Below are 18,491 nucleotides of genomic sequence, written 5' to 3' on the forward strand. Positions count from 1 at the left end.
CTCAAGCGCTGTAGAAAACCACACCTCTCCGGCCTAATGGAAAACATTTATTGACCGACCGGCCGGTCGGTTTATAATGCGTTCCATATCCCCACATGCCGCGGAGGCCTTCCTCTATGTATACGCAAGCCATCGATCTGGCCGGCAACAGCCCCAAGGGCGTGCAAGCCCTGAGCGAGGCCGAGCAGGCGCAGCAAGCTCGCTTCGACGCGCGCGTCGCCGCCGACCAGAAGATCGAGCCGCAGGACTACATGCCTGCCGAGTATCGCAAGACGCTCGTTCGCCAGATCTCGCAGCACGCGCACTCGGAAGTCGTCGGCATGCTGCCGGAAGGCAACTGGATCTCGCGCGCGCCCAGCCTCAAGCGCAAAGCCATCCTGCTCGCCAAAGTGCAGGACGAAGCCGGTCACGGTCTCTATCTCTATTCCGCCGCCGAAACGCTCGGCACGTCGCGCGACCAGATGATCGACGCCCTGCACTCCGGCAAGGCCAAGTACTCCAGCATCTTCAACTACCCGACGCTCACGTGGGCCGACGTCGGTGTGATCGGCTGGCTTGTCGATGGCGCCGCCATCATGAACCAGGTGCCCCTGTGCCGCTGCTCGTACGGTCCGTACGCGCGCGCCATGATCCGCGTCTGTAAGGAGGAGTCGTTCCACCAGCGTCAGGGCTTCGACGCCCTGCTTGCGATGATGAGCGGCACGCAGTCCCAGCGCGACATGGTGCAGGAAGCGGTGAACCGCTGGTGGTGGCCGGTGCTGATGATGTTCGGCCCGAGCGACAAGGAATCCATCCACAGCACCCAGACCATGAAGTGGGGCATCAAGCGCATCTCGAATGACGACCTGCGCCAGAAGTTCGTCGATGCCGCCATCGAACAGGCCAAGGTGCTCGGCGTGACCTTCCCCGATCCGGACCTGAAGTGGAACGAAGCCCGCAAGGCCCACGACTACGGCGAGATCGACTGGAGCGAATTCTGGCGCGTGGTCGGCGGTGACGGCCCGTGCAACAAGGAACGCGTCGGCACCCGCGTGGCCGCCCACGAGAAAGGCGCCTGGGTGCGCGATGCCGCCCTCGCCCACGCCGCGAAACAGCGCCAGCGCGCCGAGAAGCAAGCGGCATAAGCAGGCTGCTGAGCAAGCTGCATAAGCGGTTGCAAGAGCGCGCCGCCCTCACAAGACATCAGGAACGATCATGACGCAAGCAAGCAACAAGGAATGGCCCCTCTGGGAAGTGTTCGTGCGCAGCAAGATGGGCCTCGAACACAAGCACAGCGGCAGCCTGCACGCCGCCGACGCCGAGATGGCGCTGCGCATGGCGCGCGACGTCTACACGCGCCGCCAGGAAGGCGTGAGCATCTGGGTCGTGCCGTCGGTCGCCATCACGGCCTCGGCTCCGGAAGACAAGGCCGAGCTGTTCGATCCGGCCGCCGACAAGATCTACCGTCACCCGACCTTCTACCAGTTGCCGGAAGAAGTGAACCACATGTAAGCGGCTGCGCGCCGACGTGACGAAACGCACGTCAATGGCGCGCCCCAAGCGAGACCCCAGAACATGAAACCGACGCAGGAACATCTGTCCTATCTGCTGCGCCTCGCCGACAACGCGCTGATCCTCGGTCAGCGCAACGCGGAATGGTGTGGTCACGGCCCCGTGCTGGAAGAAGACATCGCGCTCACCAACCTGAGCCTCGATCTCATCGGCCAGGCACGCATGCTGTATCAGCACGCCGCCCAGCTCGAAACCGAACTCACCGGCTTTGCGAAGCAGGAAGACGACTACGCCTTCTGGCGCGACGAATTCGCCTTCCGTAACTGGACGCTCGTCGAGCTGCCCCACTACGGCCCGACTGCCGGCACCACGGCTGCCGAGCGCGATTACGCCGTCACTATCGTGCGCAACTTCCTCTACTCGGCCCTGATGGTCGAAGTGTGGCAAGCGCTCGCGCAGTCGACCGACGAAACGCTCGCCGCCATCGCCGCCAAGTCGGTCAAGGAAGCGCACTACCATCTGCACCACGCACGCGACTGGCTCGTGCGCTTCGGCGACGGCACGGAAGAATCGCATCGTCGCGCACAGGCCGCGCTCGACTATCTCGTGCCGTACATGAACGAGATCTTCAAGCGCGACACGCTCGAAGACACGGTGGCTGCCGCCGGTACCGGCGTGACGATGGCCGATCTGAAGGACGCATGGCAAGCCACCGTGAGCGACGCCCTCGCGGAAGCCACGCTCACCGCGCCGGTCGGCGGTGCGTTCGAGAGCACGGGCAAGTTCGGTCATCACTCCGAGCACATGAGCTATCTGCTCGGCGAGATGCAGGGTCTGGCCCGTCAGCATCCCGGCGCCACCTGGTAAGCCACGCGCGCACATCATGCCTACGACGAACCTGTTTGCCGACGCGATGACGAATCTGCCGCTCACCCCTCCCGTTGCGCCCGACGTGCTCACGCCGGCCTCGGAGGCGTCGCTGCCGCTCGCCTGGCAAACGCTCGAAGCCGTGCCCGACCCGGAGATTCCGGTCGTGTCGATTCGAGAGCTCGGCATTCTGCGCGATGTGCGCGTGGTGACGAACGACGAAGGCCGCGCGGCGTTCGAGATCGTGATTACACCCACGTACTCGGGCTGCCCGGCGATGCAGCAGATCGCCGAGGACATCGCGGCGGCCATGACGCGCGCAGGCCTCGGCCCGTGGCACGTCAAGACCGTGCTCGCGCCCGCGTGGACGACGGACTGGATCAGCCCGGAAGCCCGCGAAAAGCTGCGCGGCTACGGCATCGCGCCGCCCACCGGGGCGCAAGCGGTGTCGGCCGACGCGCCGCGCAAGATCACGTTCTATGGCCGTCCGAAAGACGGCGTGCCGTGCCCGCACTGCGGCTCGACGCATACCGAAGTCGTCTCCGCCTTCGGATCGACCGCCTGCAAGGCGCATTACGTTTGCCGCACGTGCCAAGAGCCGTTCGACTACTTCAAGCCATATTGATTGGCGGATTGACCCCGCGTTGACCCCGCGTTTGACCCAATTGGGAAGCTGACAATGACGACCCCGCAATTCCATTCGCTGACGATTCGCGAAATCCGGCCCGAGACCGCCGACGCCATCTCCATCGCCTTCACGGTGCCGGACACGCTGCGCGACGCCTATCGCTTCACGCAAGGCCAGTTCCTCACGCTCAAGACCGAGATCGACGGTGAAGAAGCCCGTCGCTCCTACTCGATCTGCGTAGGCGTCCCCGAATACGAAGCCACGGGCGAACTGCGCGTGGGCATCAAGCGCGTACCCGGCGGCAAGTTCTCGAACTTCGCGAACGATCAGCTCAAGCCGGGACAGCAACTCGACGTGATGACGCCTGACGGCCGCTTCTTCACGCGTCTGTCGGCCACCAACGCCAAACATTACGTCGGCTTCGCCGGTGGCTCGGGCATCACGCCGATGCTCGCGCTCATCAAGACCACGCTCGCCACGGAGCCTGACAGCCAGTTCACGCTCGTCTACGGCAACCGTTCGGTGCCCGCGATCATGTTCGCCGAGTCACTCGAAGACCTGAAGAACACGTATCTGGGCCGTCTGCGTCTGTATCACGTGCTGTCGGACGAAGCACAGGAAGTCGAGCTGTTCAACGGTCTGCTCAATCAGGACAAGTGCAGCGCGTTCCTGGAGACGCTGATTCCGGCAGCGAGCATCGACGAAGCTTTCATCTGCGGCCCCGGCCCGATGATGGACGCCGCCGAAGCCGCGCTGGCCGCCGCCGGTGTCGCCAAGGAAAAGATTCACGTCGAGCGCTTCGGTGTGCCGTCGCCGCAAGCGGGCGTGAAGCCGGTCGTGATCACCGACGACACGCCGATGGCCGAGTTGGTCGTCGTGATGGACGGCAAAGAGCGTCGCCTGCGTCAGCCGTATGAAGGTCAGAGCATTCTGGACACCGGTCTCGCCGCTGGCCTGTCGCTGCCGTACGCCTGCAAGGGCGGCGTGTGCTGCACGTGCCGCGCCAAGGTGCTCGAAGGTGAAGTCGCCATGGAAAAGAACTACACGCTCGAAGACTACGAAGTCGAACAGGGCTTCGTGCTGACGTGTCAGGCGCGTCCGCTCACGGAACGCGTCGTGGTCAGCTACGACGAGCGCTGATCGAACGCCTGTTTGCCGCCGCGTGCGAACGCGACGGCAACGCGAGCGAAACTTGCGTGAAATCCCGCCAATGCGTCGATTATTCCGGGCATTACGGGAGCGTCAACCCGAGGTAGCGGGAATACCGTAAACTACCGGGCATGAATACCATCCATGTCGTCTGTGGCGATATCGCCGCGCAGCAATTGCGTGCGGCGATGGCGCAAGCGCAACGCGCCGACCCTATCCTGGTTCTGCGTGACGATCTGGCCATCGGCCCGTTGCGTGAGATCGACGAGAACGAACGTCAGCGCGCCGCTTTCTGGCAACGCGTCATCCCGTCGGCCGGTCGCGACTACGCCGGCGAGCTGCGCGAGGAACTGGCGTCGCTGCAACGCCTCGTCGAAGGCGACAACGCGGTGGTGTGCTGGCACGGCGACAGCGCGTCCGATCAGTTGACGCTGCGTCGCGTGGCCTTCATGCTGCGCGGCACGCCCGCCCGCCTGAACGAGATCGTGCTGCGGGGTAGCGACCTGACGGGTGCGGTAAACGGGAGCGACGCGAACCGTCGCACCAGCGTCGGCATGTACGCCCCGGAGGTGCTGGCCGAGCGCTTCGTTCGCATCGCCCCGATCTCGCTGCTGCGCATTGGCCGTCTGTCGCTGGAATGGCGGGCGCTCAAGCAAGTGAATACGCAGGTCCGTCGCTGGGTGCACAACACGTTCGAAGGCGCGACGTTCGCCGAGATCGACGATCAGATTTTGACCCGCGCCCCGGTGGCCTGGACACCGATGGCGGCATTTCTCGGCGAAATGATGCCGCGCGTCGAAGGTTTTTTCGCCACCGACAGTTTTCTTTTGTGGCGCTGCCGCGAACTCGGTGCGGCAGGCCGACTCGCGTTACGCGGTGACACCACGGCCGCCGCCGCGTGCGATTTACGACTGGAGTAACCCCCGTTTATGGCACGTACCAAAGCGCCCGATCACGAATCGCAGCGCGAACAGATTCTCGACGTCGCCGCCGACGCCTTTGCCCGCGCGAGCTATCCGAGCACGTCGATGTCCGAACTGGCCGCCGCCTGCGGCACCTCCAAGGCCCGGCTGTATCACTACTACGCCAGCAAGGACGCCATCCTCTTCGATCTGCTCGAGCGCTACACCAAGCGCCTGATGCTGATCGTCACCGAGGTCGAGGCGCTCGGCCAGCGTCGCGGCCTGTCGGAGCGCGACACCTTCCACGAACTGATCCGTGCGTTCCTCGACGAGTACGAGACATCGCAGACGCGTCACATCGCCCTGCTCAACGACGTCAAGTTCCTGAACGACGAACAACGCGAGATCGTGCTCAACCGCCAGCGCGATGTGGTCGCCGCATTTGCGCGCCAACTCACGCGCGCCTTCCCCGACCGGGTCGCCAAGCACAACCAGACCGCGCTGACGATGATGCTGTTCGGCATGATCAACTGGACCTTCACCTGGCTCAAACCGGGCGGCCGCATGCGTTATCGCGACTTTGCCAATGAAGTCATCGCGGTGCTCGAACATGGCCTCGCAGCCCCGCTGCCTGACGGAATCGAAGCCGCCATCCCGGCCCCGGCGATACCTGCGAAGCCATAATCGGAGTTAGTGGTCACTTATGCAAAAAGGGCGAACTCTCGCCCTTTTTTGTTGCCTCGCAGCAACTCTTATAGAAGAGCCGTCAGACGAGAAATCCAGAAAAGACGCCATTCTTCAGAGACTTAGACACTTCCTTCCACGGTCGAGGCTTAATTTCCTAGGGTTTTTACCTAGCCCTTCGGGTATAATTCTTTTGCGTCGCACAATCAGGTGGACGCACTAAAGATTACCCAAGGATTACGCCATGACTGCCCCGAACCACACGCCCGACGTCGCACGCGCGACGGTTGCCGCCAACGAGCGGTCGAGCGTGTTGATTCGTGAGCTGACGTCCGGCGACATCCATCGACTCCAGCGCCATTTCCTGGCGCTCGGCGAAGAAGACCGCCTGCTGCGCTTCGGTCAGGCCGTCTCCGACGACATCATCACGCGCTACGTCGCCAGCCTCGATTTCTCCCGTGACAGCGTCTTTGGCGTCTATGACGACAATCTCGCGCTCGTCGCCGTGGCTCACGTCGCCCAACTGCCGGAAGGCAAGAACGGTCGTGTCGCGGAGTTCGGCGTCTCGGTGCTCGAATCGGCCCGTGGGCTGGGCATCGGCTCGCGCCTGTTCGAGCGCGCTGCGATCCATTGCCGCAACAAGCGCGTCGACACGCTGTACATGCACTGCCTCTCGCGCAACGCCCGCATGATGCGCATTGCGAAGAAGGCCGGTATGGAGATCAACTTTGCCTACGGCGAGGCAGACGGCTACCTGAGCCTGCCCCCGGCCGACACGCAATCGATGCTCTCGGAAATGATGCAGGATCAGATCGCCGCGTTCGACTACGCGCTCAAGCGTCAGTTGCGCAACGCGCGTCGTCTGGTCGGTGCGCTGCTGCCGAATCAGCGCGCAGCCTGACGCTTCGGCGTCGCCCATGAAAAAACCCGGCCTCAGCCGGGTTTTTTGCTTTCTCGCGTTCGTCGAGCGCGATTCAGGGCAACGGCAGCGCCGTCGTTTCCTTCAACTGATCGAGCACGAAGCTGGTTTTGACGTCTACCACGCTCGGGTGCACAAGCAGTTGCGTCTGCATGAAGCGCGAGAAATGCGCCATATCGCGCACATGTACACGCAGGAGATAATCCATGTCGCCCGCCATCGCGTAGCAGCCAACGACCTCCGACCACGAATCGACAACGCTGCGGAAATGTTCGATCACCGAACCGCCCTCCCCGTCGCCCGGGTGACGCTTGTCGAGTCGCACATTCACATAGGCCAGCAGTCCGAGCCCAAGCCGTGTAGGCTCCAGCAAGGCGACGTAGCCACGAATCACGCCAGCCTCTTCAAGGCGACGAATGCGACGCAGGCAAGGGCTCGGCGAGAGCCGCACCTGTTCGGCGATTTCGAGATTGGAAAGACGCCCGTTGCTTTGCAGCAAGGCGAGAATCCGCCGGTCGATCTTGTCCAGTTCCAGCTTTGACATACCCCCCTCCCTGTTTTTGGTATTTATGCGCAATATTATTGCGCATAAACTCACTTATGAGGAAGTTGGTATCAAAAATAGCCGGTTACGGGAAATTACAGCGGATGAGAATCGAGAAAGCGGACAAGAAAAAGGCGCCCGCCGTTTCCGGCTGCGCCCTGTGTCCGTCAGTGACTGAGGGGGTTGAATGGAACACCGACGTAGCCGTTCGGCGCCCGATTCGGGTGGATCGGGCCGATGGGATTATCGGCGCTGGAATTCTCGCGGATCGATCGTGCGCTGGTCGAGCGGGCCTTCGTAACGCTGCGGCGTTTGGGTGGTGCGCTGCTGCGTAATCGGGGTAGGTTCGGCCGTCTTGTCGCGCGCCAGTTCGTCGGCGCGGGCGACGCTCACTTCCAGGGTCAGGAACGAAGCGGAAACCAGCAGGAATTTGGCGATGTTTCGTTGATTCACAGTGACTCCTTCTTACGTGTCGCTTTGTTGTTGCTGCGTGCTTTCACAGCACGCTATGAATGTGCCCGAGGCGACGATAACGGCTTTGTCACACATCGGGTAACGCATTAGTGAGCATTCTGCCCGCTGCGTTCCCATTCGCCCCGCACCGTTACACGTTGTTACCCCCGTGTCAGAAGGCACCGACAAGCGTACGGTTGCCGACATAATCGCGACACATTGCCGCCATTTTGGGGAGGATTCCTAAAGCACGGAAGCGGCTCAATGCCGCACCTGTCGCTTATATGGGGGGTGTCCGGCCGGAAGACCAGACAGGGTTTACGCCATGCGTCTTACGTTTACGTAAACGTCATAATCCTCGTTATACTGCCGTCGATCGGCAACCCATGGAACGTCGCCGCCAACGTCATCCGCCGTCAGGCAATGGCATGACACCGGTGCTACCATGAGTCCGACTGGCATCAGCATCACGAAAAAAGGCCCCGCCCGACGAGTGACATCACGAATGTGAGCCCTCGGAAGCGCAAAATCAAAAGGCCGGCATTCACGCTGCCGTCCTGCTTCACGAGAGCGGGAGGGGCAGGAAGTTTTGGCGATCCCAAAATCAGTGAGAGTGAGGAGCACACCCCATGAACGCCCCCGTCAATCCGAGCTTGCTGGCCGCACTAGAATCGGTCACGCTCGACGACAAATACACGCTCGAGCGCGGTCGCGCTTACATGAGCGGCATCCAGGCCCTGGTTCGACTACCGATGTTGCAGCAGGCGCGCGACGCCGCTGCCGGGCTCAATACCGCAGGTTTCATCTCGGGCTATCGCGGCTCGCCGCTGGGCGGTCTCGACCTCTCGCTCTGGAAAGCGAAGCAGCACCTCGCCGGTCATAACATCGTCTTCCAGCCGGGTCTGAACGAAGACCTCGCGGCCACGGCCGTGTGGGGCTCGCAGCAGGTCAATCTGTATCCCGCCAAGTTCGATGGCGTGTTCTCCATGTGGTACGGCAAGGGCCCGGGCGTCGACCGGTCGATGGACGTACTCAAGCACGGCAACTCGGCCGGCTCGTCGAAGCACGGCGGTGTGCTGGTGCTCGCAGGCGACGACCACGCCGCCAAATCCTCCACGCTCGCGCACCAGTCCGAACACGTCTTCAAGGCGGCCGGCATTCCGGTGCTGTTCCCGTCGAACGTGCAGGAGTATCTCGACTACGGCCTGCATGGCTGGGCGATGAGCCGCTACTCCGGACTGTGGGTCGCCATGAAGTGCGTGACGGACGTGGTCGAATCGTCGGCCTCGGTGATGATCGATCCGCACAACGTCGACATCCGCCTGCCGAACGATTTCATCATGCCGCCCGACGGCCTGAACATCCGCTGGCCCGATCCGCCGCTGGTGCAGGAAGCGCGGATGATCGACTACAAGTGGTACGCCGCCCTCGCCTACATCCGCGCCAACAAGCTCGATCGCGTAACGGTCGACTCGCCCAACGCGCGCTTCGGCATCATGACGGGCGGCAAGGCGTATCTCGACGTGTGTCAGGCGCTCGCCGACCTCGGTCTGGACGACGCCACGTGCCAGCGCATCGGCATCCGTCTGTACAAAGTGGGCTGTGTGTGGCCGCTCGAAGCGCAAGGAGCGCGCGCGTTCGCACAAGGACTTCAGGAAATTCTGGTGGTCGAGGAAAAGCGTCAGATCCTCGAATACCAAATCAAGGAAGAGCTGTACAACTGGCGCGATGACGTGCGTCCGCGCGTGTACGGCAAGTTCGACGAAAAGGACGGTGCCGGTGGCGAATGGTCGGTGCCGATGGCCAACTGGCTGTTGCCCGCACATTACGAACTCTCGCCCGCGCTCATCGCGAAAGCCATTGCCACGCGTCTGGAAAAGTTCGAGTTGCCGAGCGACGTGCGCGAGCGCATCGCCACGCGTCTGCGTGTAATCGAAGCGAAGGAACAGGCGCTGGCCAAGCCGCGCATCGCCGTGGAGCGTAAGCCGTGGTTCTGCTCCGGTTGCCCGCACAACACGTCGACCAACGTGCCCGAAGGGTCGCGCGCCATCGCAGGCATCGGCTGCCACTACATGACCGTGTGGATGGACCGCAAGACGGACACCTTCTCGCAAATGGGCGGCGAAGGCGTGCCCTGGATCGGTCAGGCGCCCTTCTCGTGCGACGAACACATCTTCGCGAACCTCGGCGACGGCACCTACTTCCACTCGGGTCTGCTGGCGATTCGGGCAGCGATCTCGTCGAAGGTCAACATCACCTACAAGATTCTGTACAACGATGCGGTCGCGATGACCGGCGGCCAGCCGGTCGACGGCACGCTTACCGTGCCGCAGATCGTGGCGCAGGTCGATGCCGAAGGTGCGGCAAAGATTGTCATCGTGACGGACGAACCGGAGAAGTACGACGGCGTGAAGCTGGTGGGCGACATCCCCGTCTATCACCGCAGCGAACTCGACCGTGTACAGCGCGAATTGCGTCTGGTGAAGGGCACGTCGATTCTGATTTACGACCAGACGTGCGCCACCGAGAAGCGCCGCCGCCGCAAACGCGGTGCGTATCCCGATCCGGCCAAGCGTGTGGTCATCAACGAGTCGGTCTGCGAAGGCTGCGGCGACTGTTCGGTGAAGTCGAACTGTCTGTCGGTGGAGCCGCTGGAGACGGAATTCGGCACGAAGCGTCAGATCAACCAGTCGACTTGCAACAAGGACTTCTCGTGCCTGAACGGCTTCTGCCCGAGCTTCGTGACGGTGGAAGGCGGCCAGCTCCGTAAGCCCAAGACGGCACAGGTCGACAGCAGCGGTCTGCCGCCGTTGCCGGAACCGGCACTGCCGACGATTGCGCGTCCGTACGGCATTCTCGTGACGGGTGTGGGCGGCACGGGCGTGGTGACGATCGGCGGCCTGCTCGGCATGGCGGCGCACCTGGAGAACAAGGGCGTCACGACGCTCGACGTGACCGGTCTCGCCCAGAAGGGTGGCGCAGTGACGAGCCACGTGCAGATTGCGCAACAGCCCGAAGACATTCACGCCACGCGTATCGCCATGGGCGACGCGCGCGTGGTGATCGGCTGCGACGCCATCACGACCGCCAGCGACGACACGCTCTCGCGCGTGCAGCACGGCGTGACGAACATCGTCGTGAACAGCGCGCACACGCCGACGGCCGAGTTCATCCGCAACCCGAACTGGCGCTTCCCCGGCGCAAGCACGGAGAACGACATTCGTGCAGCGGCTGGCGAGAACGTCGATTTCGTCGACGCGAACCATCTCTCGCTGCGACTGCTCGGCGACACGATCTACACGAACCCGTTCGTGCTGGGCTACGCGTGGCAAAAGGGTTGGGTGCCGCTTTCGTACGCAGCACTCACGCGCGCCATCGAACTGAACGGCGTCGCCATCGAGAAGAACAAGCAGGCGTTCGAGTGGGGACGTCGCGCCGCACACGACCTCGCCACGGTGCGCAAGCTCGCGCAGCAAGGTGAAGCGCCCGAGTCGTCGGCCACCGGCGGCAAGCTGATCACGCTGCATTCGCCGCGCGCGCTCGACTTGCTGATTCAGCGTCGCTACGACCAGCTCGTCGCGTATCAGGATCGCGCTTACGCAGAGCGCTTCAAGCAGACGGTGGATCGTGTGCGTGCTGCTGAGTCGGCCCTGCCGAACGAGAGCTCGCAAATGCCGCTGACCGAAGCCGTCGCCCGTGCGCTGCACAAGCTCATGGCCTACAAGGACGAGTACGAAGTCGCGCGTCTGTACACCGACCCGGCGTTCATGAAGAAGCTCAACGAGCAGTTCGAAGGCGACTTCTCGCTGCGCTTCCATCTCGCCCCGCCGTCGCTCGCCAAGCATGACGACAAGGGCCATCTCGTGAAGAAGGCGTACGGTCCGTGGATGATGAAGGCGTTCGGCGTGCTGGCGAAGTTCAAGGGCCTGCGCGGCGGTGCGTTCGATATCTTCGGTCGGACGGAAGAGCGTCGCACCGAGCGTGCGCTGATCGGCGAATACGAGGCGCTGGTGAACGAACTGCTGTCGCGTCTGAACGAGCACAACATCTCGCTGGCCGTGCAACTCGCGGAGCTGCCGCAGGAGATTCGCGGCTACGGGCACGTGAAGGAGCAGAACCTCGCCGCTACGCGTATCAAGTGGACGAAGTTGCTCACGCAGTTCCGTGACGGCGATTCGCATCGCGTCGCCGCCTGATTCGTCGACACTGACGACGGCTGTTCCATAAAAAATCCCGCCAGCGCGTAAGCGACTGGCGGGATTTTTTTATGCGTGTCCGACGGTGACGTTCACCGGTGATCCACCGGCGGATGCCTCCATCAGCCCAGCATCAACGCGTGACGTTCGCCGCAGCGACGGCCGTCATGTTGATGATGCGGCGCACGGTCGCGGCGGGCGTCAGGATGTGAACCGGCTTGGCGCAGCCCAGCAGGAACGGACCCACCGTCACACCTTCGCCGCCCGTCATCTTGAGCAGGTTGTACGTGATGTTGGCCGCTTCCACGTTCGGCATGACGAGCAGGTTCGCTTCACCCGACAGACGCGATGCCGGGTAAGCAGCGCGACGGATCGTCTCCGACAGCGCGGCGTCGCCGTGCATTTCGCCGTCCACTTCCAGCGACGGTGCACGTGCGGCCAGCAATTCGGCGGCGCGAGCCATGCGCTGAGCCGATGCCGACTTCACGCTGCCGAAGTTCGAGTTCGAGAGCAGCGCCACCTTGGGGGCGATGCCGAAGCGCTCGATTTCCTTCGCGGCCAGCACGGTCATTTCGGCGAGCTGTTCCGACGTCGGCACTTCGTTCACGTACGTGTCGCTGATGAACAGGTTGCGGTTCTCCAGCATCAGCAGGTTCATCGCCGCGTAGTTCTCGACGCCCGCTGCACGGCCCAGCACCTGATCGACCACATCCAGATGGCGGTGGTACGTATCGATCATGCCGCAGACCATGCCGTCGGCTTCGCCCAGATGCACGAGGATCGCACCGATCAGGGTGTTGTCCTTGCGCATGGCGGCCTTGGCGACTTCCGGCGTCACACCGTGGCGTGCGCCAAGGTTGTGATACGCCTGCCAGCAGCGCTGATAGCGCGCGTCGTCTTCCGGATTCACGATCTCGAAGTCGACACCCGGCTTGAGCTTCGAGCCGATCTTCTGCAAACGCATTTCCACCACGGCCGGACGACCGATGATGATCGGCTTGGCGATACGCTCGGCCAGCACGAACTGCGCAGCGCGCAGCACGCGCTCGTCTTCGCCTTCGGCGAATACGATGCGGGCAGCGTCGTTACCGAAGCGGGCACGCGCGGCAGCGAACACCGGACGCATGATGAAACCGGTGCGATACACGGTCGTGCCGAGTTGTTCGCGGTAGGCGTCCATGTCCTTGATCGGACGCGTGGCCACCCCCGAATCCATTGCAGCTTGCGCCACGGCCGGGGCGATCTTGATAATCAGACGCGGATCGAACGGCTTCGGAATGATGTATTCCGGACCGAATTCGAGCGACTGGCCTTCATAGGCACGCGCGACTTCTTCGCTTTGCTCTTCTTCCTGCGCCAGTTCGGCGATGGCACGCACGGTGGCGAGCTTCATCTCTTCCGTAATGGTGGTGGCACCCACGTCGAGCGCGCCACGGAAGATGAACGGGAAGCACAGCACGTTGTTGACCTGGTTCGGGTAGTCCGAACGGCCCGTCGCGATGATGCAGTCCGGACGCGCAGCCTTGGCGATTTCCGGGCGGATTTCCGGCTCCGGGTTGGCGAGCGCGAGAATCAGCGGCTTCGTGCCCATCGTCTTGACCATGTCGGCGCTCAGCACGCCGGCGGTCGAGCAGCCGAGGAACACGTCTGCGCCGTTGCTGGCGTCGGCCAGCGTACGGGCTTCAGTCGCCACGGCATAACGCGCCTTGCTCTCGTCGAGCTTGTCGCGCCCCGTGTGGATCACGCCCTTCGAGTCGAGAACGAGAATGTTCTCTTTCTTGAGGCCGAGGTTCACCAGCAGATCCAGACAGGCGATGGCCGCAGCGCCTGCGCCCGAGCAAACCAGCTTGACCTTCGCGATGTCCTTGCCGACGACCTTCAGGCCGTTGAGGATAGCGGCCGAAGCGATGATGGCGGTGCCGTGCTGATCGTCGTGGAAGACCGGAATCTTCATGCGCTCACGCAGCTTCTTCTCGATGTAGAAGCACTCCGGCGCTTTGATGTCTTCGAGGTTGATGCCGCCCAGCGTCGGCTCCAGCATGGCGATGGCTTCGACCAGCTTGTCCGGGTCGTGCTCGGCGAGTTCGATGTCGAACACGTCGATACCGGCGAACTTCTTGAACAGGCAGCCCTTGCCTTCCATGACCGGCTTGGCGGCGAGCGGGCCGATGTTGCCCAGACCCAGCACGGCCGTACCGTTGGTAATCACGCCCACGAGGTTGCTGCGCGACGTGTAGCGATTGGCGGCGAGGGGGTCTTCCGCAATGGCTTCACAGGCGTAAGCGACGCCGGGGGAGTAAGCCAGCGACAGATCGATCTGGTTCGACAGCGGCTTGGTCGGCGTCACCGAGATTTTGCCCGGACGCGGGTTCTCGTGGTACGCCAGGGCGCTTTGTTTCAGTTGTTCATCCATATCTCGATACCTAAGAACTGGGCGACGGCCGGGCCTGTGCCGCATGCGGGCAGCGTCTGGACTCAGCCGTCTTTTGACGGATCACGGCGGGGGGAAGAGCCAACCGGAGGGATTCGGCGATTGTGTCGTCGACGGGGGTTCTTCGCAGCGCAATGGCGTGATGACCATCGCTTCCCCGATCCTGAATACCGCGCTCGCGCGCGTCGGACCGTGGGACTTGCGGTGGCCGGTGCTCACCGCAGGACGCAAAGTGTACACCTTGCGCCGCAAGCGTGATGCCGCACGCACAGCAAGGCTGGCGTGCGGCTGGGAACGAAATATCGCCTGCCGGAGCGCCTTACAGCAGCGCTTCGCCGCGACGCTCCGGAATCAGGAACAGCGTCGCGAGAATGTCGAGCACATAGATGCCCGCAAGGAACACAAGCGCCATCTTGAACGAGTACGCCGCCGCCAGCGCACCGACCGTCAGCGGGCCGAAGCCGCCGACCGCACGGCCGATGTTGAACAGCACGTTTTGCGCCGTGGCGCGCGCTGCCGTCGGATACAGCTCCGAAATCAGCGCGCCGTAGCCACCGATCATGCCGTTCACGAACATGCCCATCACCGCGCCGCCGATCAGCAGCGCGAACTGGGACTGAAGCTGTGCGTAGACGAACACCATCACGACCGCGCCGATCTGATAGCCGATGAACGTCGGACGACGCCCGAACCGATCGGCCAGACGGCCGAACAGCCAGATGCCGAACGCCATGCCCAGCACGGTCACAGCCGTCCACATGGCCGACTTGGTGAGCGAATAGCCGAACGTCTTCGACAGATACGACGGCATCCAGATCATCAGGCCGTAGTAGCCGAAGTTCTGCACCGAACACAGGATCGCCACGCCGAGGCTCGCGCGCGTGGTCGCACCATCTTTCACCAGCAGCTTGAGCGGCGCATGTTCGCGCGGCTGTTGCTGTTGGGCGAGGAACATCTCCGGCTCGCCCAGCGTGCGACGCATGACGAACGACACCACCGCAGGCAGCAAACCGACGGCGAACATGCCGCGCCAGCCGATGACCGGCAGCAGCAGCGGCGTGAGGAGTGCGGCAGCCAGCACCCCGGCCTGCCAGCCCAGACCGACGAACGACGACGCGCGCGCACGGCGTTCCGGCGCGCAGGCTTCCGCCGCCAGCGCCATGCCGATGCCGAACTCGCCGCCCAGACCGATACCGGCGATGGTTCGGTACGCCAGCAGATCCCAGTAGCCCTGCGCGAGCGAGCACAGACCGGTGAACACCGCAAACAGCAAAATCGTCCACGAGAGCACGCGCACGCGGCCGTAGCGGTCCGAAAGCATGCCGAAGACGATGCCGCCGACGACCGCACCGATGAGCGTCCACGTCACGAGCGCGCCGGACTGCGCGCTGGAAAGCGCCAGATCGGCCGCGATGGCGGGGAGGATGAAGCCGAGGATCAGCAGATCGAAGCCGTCCATGGCGTAGCCGATGGCCGAAGCCCACAGGGCGCGGTTCGCGTAAGCGGTGTCATGCTTCGCGACGGCGGAGGCCGGTGCGGCAAGGGAAGGCGAGGAATCGTTGGGCATGGGAATGGTCTGGACGGGTCTGATTTTCGGCGAGAGTGTATGCCTGTCATAAAGGCTCGGCAACTGTCTCTTTTTTTGGACACATCTGTCGGAGACGCTTTCTCATATGCGCCGTGCGCGCACACTGTGCGTACTAGTGCGTCGACGAATGTACGCTCAGTGCATAATTGACCTCGCATTTGCTGAAACTTGTGGCATAATTCGCGTTTAAGCGCAGGCCGTTCGTCGCAAGACGCGCCGCCCGCTGCCTCAGACGGTGTCCCGCCGCAGTAAGCTGTTCATCTGCGTAGCGTGTTTTGCGCGGTATCGGGCGCGGCACACCGCTGACTCATCAACGACTCCTGGCTGCACGCCGCGTGGCGGGCAGCTATGCTAAGGAACCGCATCATGATTGGCATCGACCGCCAGGCGATTTCCGACATCACCGCCAAGATCCTGCTCGAAGTGGGCGCGGTGCATTTCAACGCCGAGAAGCCGTACATCTTCACTTCGGGCTGGGCCAGCCCGGTCTACACCGACTGCCGCAAGCTGATCTCGTACCCGCGCGTGCGCCGTACGCTGATGGACTTCGCAGAGGCCGTCATCATTCAGGACGTGGGCTGCGAGCAGTTCGACACAGTCGCTGGCGGTGAAACCGCAGGCATTCCGTTCGCTGCCTGGATCGCCGACAAGCTGATGCTGCCGATGCAGTACGTCCGCAAAAAGCCGAAGGGTTTCGGCCGCAATGCGCAGATCGAAGGCGACCTGCCGGAAGGCTCGCGCGTGCTGCTCGTCGAAGATCTGACGACCGACGGCCGCAGCAAGATCAACTTCTGCAAGGCGCTGCGCGAAGCCGGTGCGAAGGTGAACCACGTGTTCGTGGTGTTCCACTACGACATCTTCCCGGAAAGCCGTCAGGTGCTGAAGGACATCGACGTGGAGCTGCACTCGCTCGCCACGTGGTGGGACGTGTTGCGTGTCGCGAAGCAGCAGAACCACTTCGACACGAAGACGCTCGACGAAGTCGAGAAATTCCTGCACGCACCGGCCGAGTGGTCGGGCGCGCACGGCGGCGCCACGTCGTTCCCGAAGGACTAAGTCCTTTGGCCATGTCAGTGGCATCGCACGCAGTATTCGCTTGAGAGGCGAGGACGGTCAGCTCGAAACAGCTGGCCGTTTTTTTTTCTGTGGGATGGTCGGGAGGAATCACACATGCTGGCTTCGGTCGTCGCCATCAGCATTGGCGCTGCCCTCGGCGCGCTGCTGCGCTGGGTACTGAGCGTGCAACTCAACGCCATCCTGCCGACGCTTCCCCTCGGCACCCTCACCGCCAATCTCGGCGGCGGCTATCTCATCGGCATCGCCGTTGCGCTGTTCAGCTACATTCCGTCGATCCCCGTCGAGTGGCGGCTGTTCGTCGTCACCGGGTTTCTCGGCGGCCTCACCACGTTCTCGACGTTTTCCGCCGAAGTCACCACGTTGCTACGCGAAGGCCAGATCGGCTGGGCGTCGCTCGTCGTCGTCGTGCATGTGGGCGGCTCGCTCGTCATGACGCTGCTCGGCATGGCGACCGCCACGCTGCTCGTGCAGTGGCTGCGTCCGGCGGGTTAAGCAACGCATTGGCGACGCGTCGACTCGGCCTTTCGGCGTCGCGGCTCACGCCAGCAACATCACCAACTTGACGTCGTCGTGCCCCGACAGCCGGAACGTCACCTGCGCGAAATCGATGTCACCGCGCTCGGGGTGATGGAAACCACGCCGTCCGCCTTCGCGCTCCACCACGTCCTGCTGCGACCACAGCGCCGCAAACACGGGGCTCTCCCGTTGCAGCGCATCGGTCAGCGCGCGCACCGGCGTGTCGTCCAGATACGCGCTGCACTCCGCACGAAACTCGGCAACGACGCGCCGCGCACGGCTTTCCCAATCCTGAATCAACGTGCGCGCGCCCGCGTCGAGGAAGATGTAGCGCAGCAGGTTCTTCGTGCCAGCAGCCCCTGCACCGCCTGACACGCCCGGCGCATCGAGCCAGCCACGAAAGATGTCGGCCGCCGCCGCGTTCCAGGCGAGCACATCCCAACAGCGGTCCAGCGCGTAGGCAGGTGCGGCCACCGCCGCCACCGCCGCTTGCACTTGCGCCGTCGCATGATGCGGCAGCGGTGCTGCGCCCCGCTCCGGATCGCGTTTGCCCGCGAGGTCGAACAGATAGGCCCGCTCGGCGCGCGAGAGCCGCAGCGCGCTCGCCACAGCCGCCAGTGCCCCCGCCGAGATCGATACCTCCCTCGCCTGCTCGATCCACGTGTACCAGGTCGACGACAAGCCGCATAACTGTGCGACCTCCTCACGGCGCAGCCCCGGCGTGCGACGTCGGCCCATCGGTGGAAGACCGACGGCGGCAGGCGTCAGTCGTTCGCGATGGGCACGCAGAAAGTCACCGAGCGCCCGACGCTGGCGAGCATCGTCGTTGTGGGGCGAAGTCGGCGTATGCTCGGCCGAAGGCGAGGAAGGTGCGGGCATGGGGGTAGTTTTCATACCAGGATAAACAGGCAACTTGTACCGGTATCGGTGAGCCATTATCGTGAGACCCATCGATGTCGCGCAAGCCCCCCCGTACATACGGAATACACGGAACATGCCGAGCAAGACGCGACAGATTGCACCCCGCCCCACAGACGAAGGAGACT

The 18,491-nt window shown here is 63.3% G+C and carries 16 protein-coding genes; 11 read left to right on the top strand and 5 right to left on the bottom strand.

Annotated elements, in window-relative coordinates; all coding sequences use genetic code 11:
* Window positions 1-116: 116 nt before the first annotated feature.
* From paaA to NTU39_RS25475, 8 genes are all read left to right on the top strand, one after another.
* Window positions 117-1,124 (top strand): 1,2-phenylacetyl-CoA epoxidase subunit PaaA, encoded by a 1,008-nt coding sequence (gene paaA / locus NTU39_RS25440; RefSeq protein ID WP_039393800.1) that lies wholly within the window; start codon window positions 117-119, stop codon window positions 1,122-1,124.
* A 70-nt stretch (window positions 1,125-1,194) separates the two neighbouring features.
* Complete coding sequence (gene paaB / locus NTU39_RS25445; RefSeq protein WP_039393802.1) at window positions 1,195-1,491, top strand: 1,2-phenylacetyl-CoA epoxidase subunit PaaB; 297 nt, start codon at window positions 1,195-1,197, stop codon at window positions 1,489-1,491.
* Window positions 1,492-1,554: 63 nt separating this feature from the next.
* A complete protein-coding gene (gene paaC / locus NTU39_RS25450) occupies window positions 1,555-2,358 on the top strand; it encodes a 1,2-phenylacetyl-CoA epoxidase subunit PaaC (protein WP_150663555.1) in 804 nt (267 codons plus the stop codon).
* A gap of 16 nt (window positions 2,359-2,374) precedes the next feature.
* Window positions 2,375-2,983, top strand: a complete 609-nt coding sequence (gene paaD / locus NTU39_RS25455) for a 1,2-phenylacetyl-CoA epoxidase subunit PaaD (protein WP_150663556.1) — start codon at window positions 2,375-2,377, stop codon at window positions 2,981-2,983.
* 54 nt (window positions 2,984-3,037) lie between these two features.
* Window positions 3,038-4,126 (top strand): 1,2-phenylacetyl-CoA epoxidase subunit PaaE, encoded by a 1,089-nt coding sequence (gene paaE / locus NTU39_RS25460; RefSeq protein ID WP_150663557.1) that lies wholly within the window; start codon window positions 3,038-3,040, stop codon window positions 4,124-4,126.
* 140 nt (window positions 4,127-4,266) lie between these two features.
* Window positions 4,267-5,055 carry a DUF1835 domain-containing protein gene (locus NTU39_RS25465; RefSeq protein WP_150663558.1) on the top strand — a complete coding sequence of 263 codons (789 nt, stop codon included), beginning with the start codon at window positions 4,267-4,269 and terminating at the stop codon, window positions 5,053-5,055.
* Between the two features lie 9 nt (window positions 5,056-5,064).
* The gene (locus NTU39_RS25470) at window positions 5,065-5,721 is read left to right on the top strand and encodes a TetR/AcrR family transcriptional regulator (protein ID WP_150663559.1); all 657 of its coding nucleotides are present in this window, start codon (window positions 5,065-5,067) and stop codon (window positions 5,719-5,721) included.
* A 244-nt stretch (window positions 5,722-5,965) separates the two neighbouring features.
* A complete protein-coding gene (locus NTU39_RS25475) occupies window positions 5,966-6,622 on the top strand; it encodes a GNAT family N-acetyltransferase (RefSeq protein WP_039393809.1) in 657 nt (218 codons plus the stop codon).
* A 73-nt stretch (window positions 6,623-6,695) separates the two neighbouring features.
* Here the strand turns inward: NTU39_RS25475 and NTU39_RS25480 are convergent, their stop codons facing one another.
* Both NTU39_RS25480 and NTU39_RS25485 read right to left on the bottom strand, forming a co-directional pair.
* Complete coding sequence (locus NTU39_RS25480; RefSeq protein WP_150662005.1) at window positions 6,696-7,184, bottom strand: Lrp/AsnC family transcriptional regulator; 489 nt, start codon at window positions 7,182-7,184, stop codon at window positions 6,696-6,698.
* Between the two features lie 243 nt (window positions 7,185-7,427).
* Entirely contained in the window at window positions 7,428-7,637 is a 210-nt protein-coding gene (locus tag NTU39_RS25485; protein ID WP_039393813.1) for a hypothetical protein, read from the bottom strand.
* Window positions 7,638-8,266: 629 nt separating this feature from the next.
* Here NTU39_RS25485 and NTU39_RS25490 point away from each other — a divergent pair.
* A complete protein-coding gene (locus tag NTU39_RS25490; protein WP_257958842.1) occupies window positions 8,267-11,833 on the top strand; it encodes an indolepyruvate ferredoxin oxidoreductase family protein in 3,567 nt (1,188 codons plus the stop codon).
* Between the two features lie 133 nt (window positions 11,834-11,966).
* Here the strand turns inward: NTU39_RS25490 and NTU39_RS25495 are convergent, their stop codons facing one another.
* Window positions 11,967-14,246 (bottom strand): NADP-dependent malic enzyme, encoded by a 2,280-nt coding sequence (locus NTU39_RS25495; protein WP_150663562.1) that lies wholly within the window; start codon window positions 14,244-14,246, stop codon window positions 11,967-11,969.
* A gap of 337 nt (window positions 14,247-14,583) precedes the next feature.
* Entirely contained in the window at window positions 14,584-15,831 is a 1,248-nt protein-coding gene (locus NTU39_RS25500) for an MFS transporter (protein ID WP_150663563.1), read from the bottom strand.
* Between the two features lie 387 nt (window positions 15,832-16,218).
* On the opposite strand from NTU39_RS25500, the gene NTU39_RS25505 reads away from it, so the two are divergent.
* Window positions 16,219-16,908 carry an orotate phosphoribosyltransferase gene (locus NTU39_RS25505; protein ID WP_039393823.1) on the top strand — a complete coding sequence of 230 codons (690 nt, stop codon included), beginning with the start codon at window positions 16,219-16,221 and terminating at the stop codon, window positions 16,906-16,908.
* 114 nt (window positions 16,909-17,022) lie between these two features.
* The gene (gene crcB, locus NTU39_RS25510; RefSeq protein WP_150663564.1) at window positions 17,023-17,421 is read left to right on the top strand and encodes a fluoride efflux transporter CrcB; all 399 of its coding nucleotides are present in this window, start codon (window positions 17,023-17,025) and stop codon (window positions 17,419-17,421) included.
* A gap of 45 nt (window positions 17,422-17,466) precedes the next feature.
* Here the strand turns inward: crcB and NTU39_RS25515 are convergent, their stop codons facing one another.
* On the bottom strand, window positions 17,467-18,324 hold the full coding sequence (locus NTU39_RS25515; RefSeq protein ID WP_150663565.1) for a helix-turn-helix transcriptional regulator: 858 nt from the start codon (window positions 18,322-18,324) through the stop codon (window positions 17,467-17,469).
* Between the last annotated feature and the right edge of the window lie 167 nt (window positions 18,325-18,491).

This window comes from Pandoraea commovens, from assembly GCF_024704525.1.
Classification (GTDB): domain Bacteria; phylum Pseudomonadota; class Gammaproteobacteria; order Burkholderiales; family Burkholderiaceae; genus Pandoraea; species Pandoraea commovens.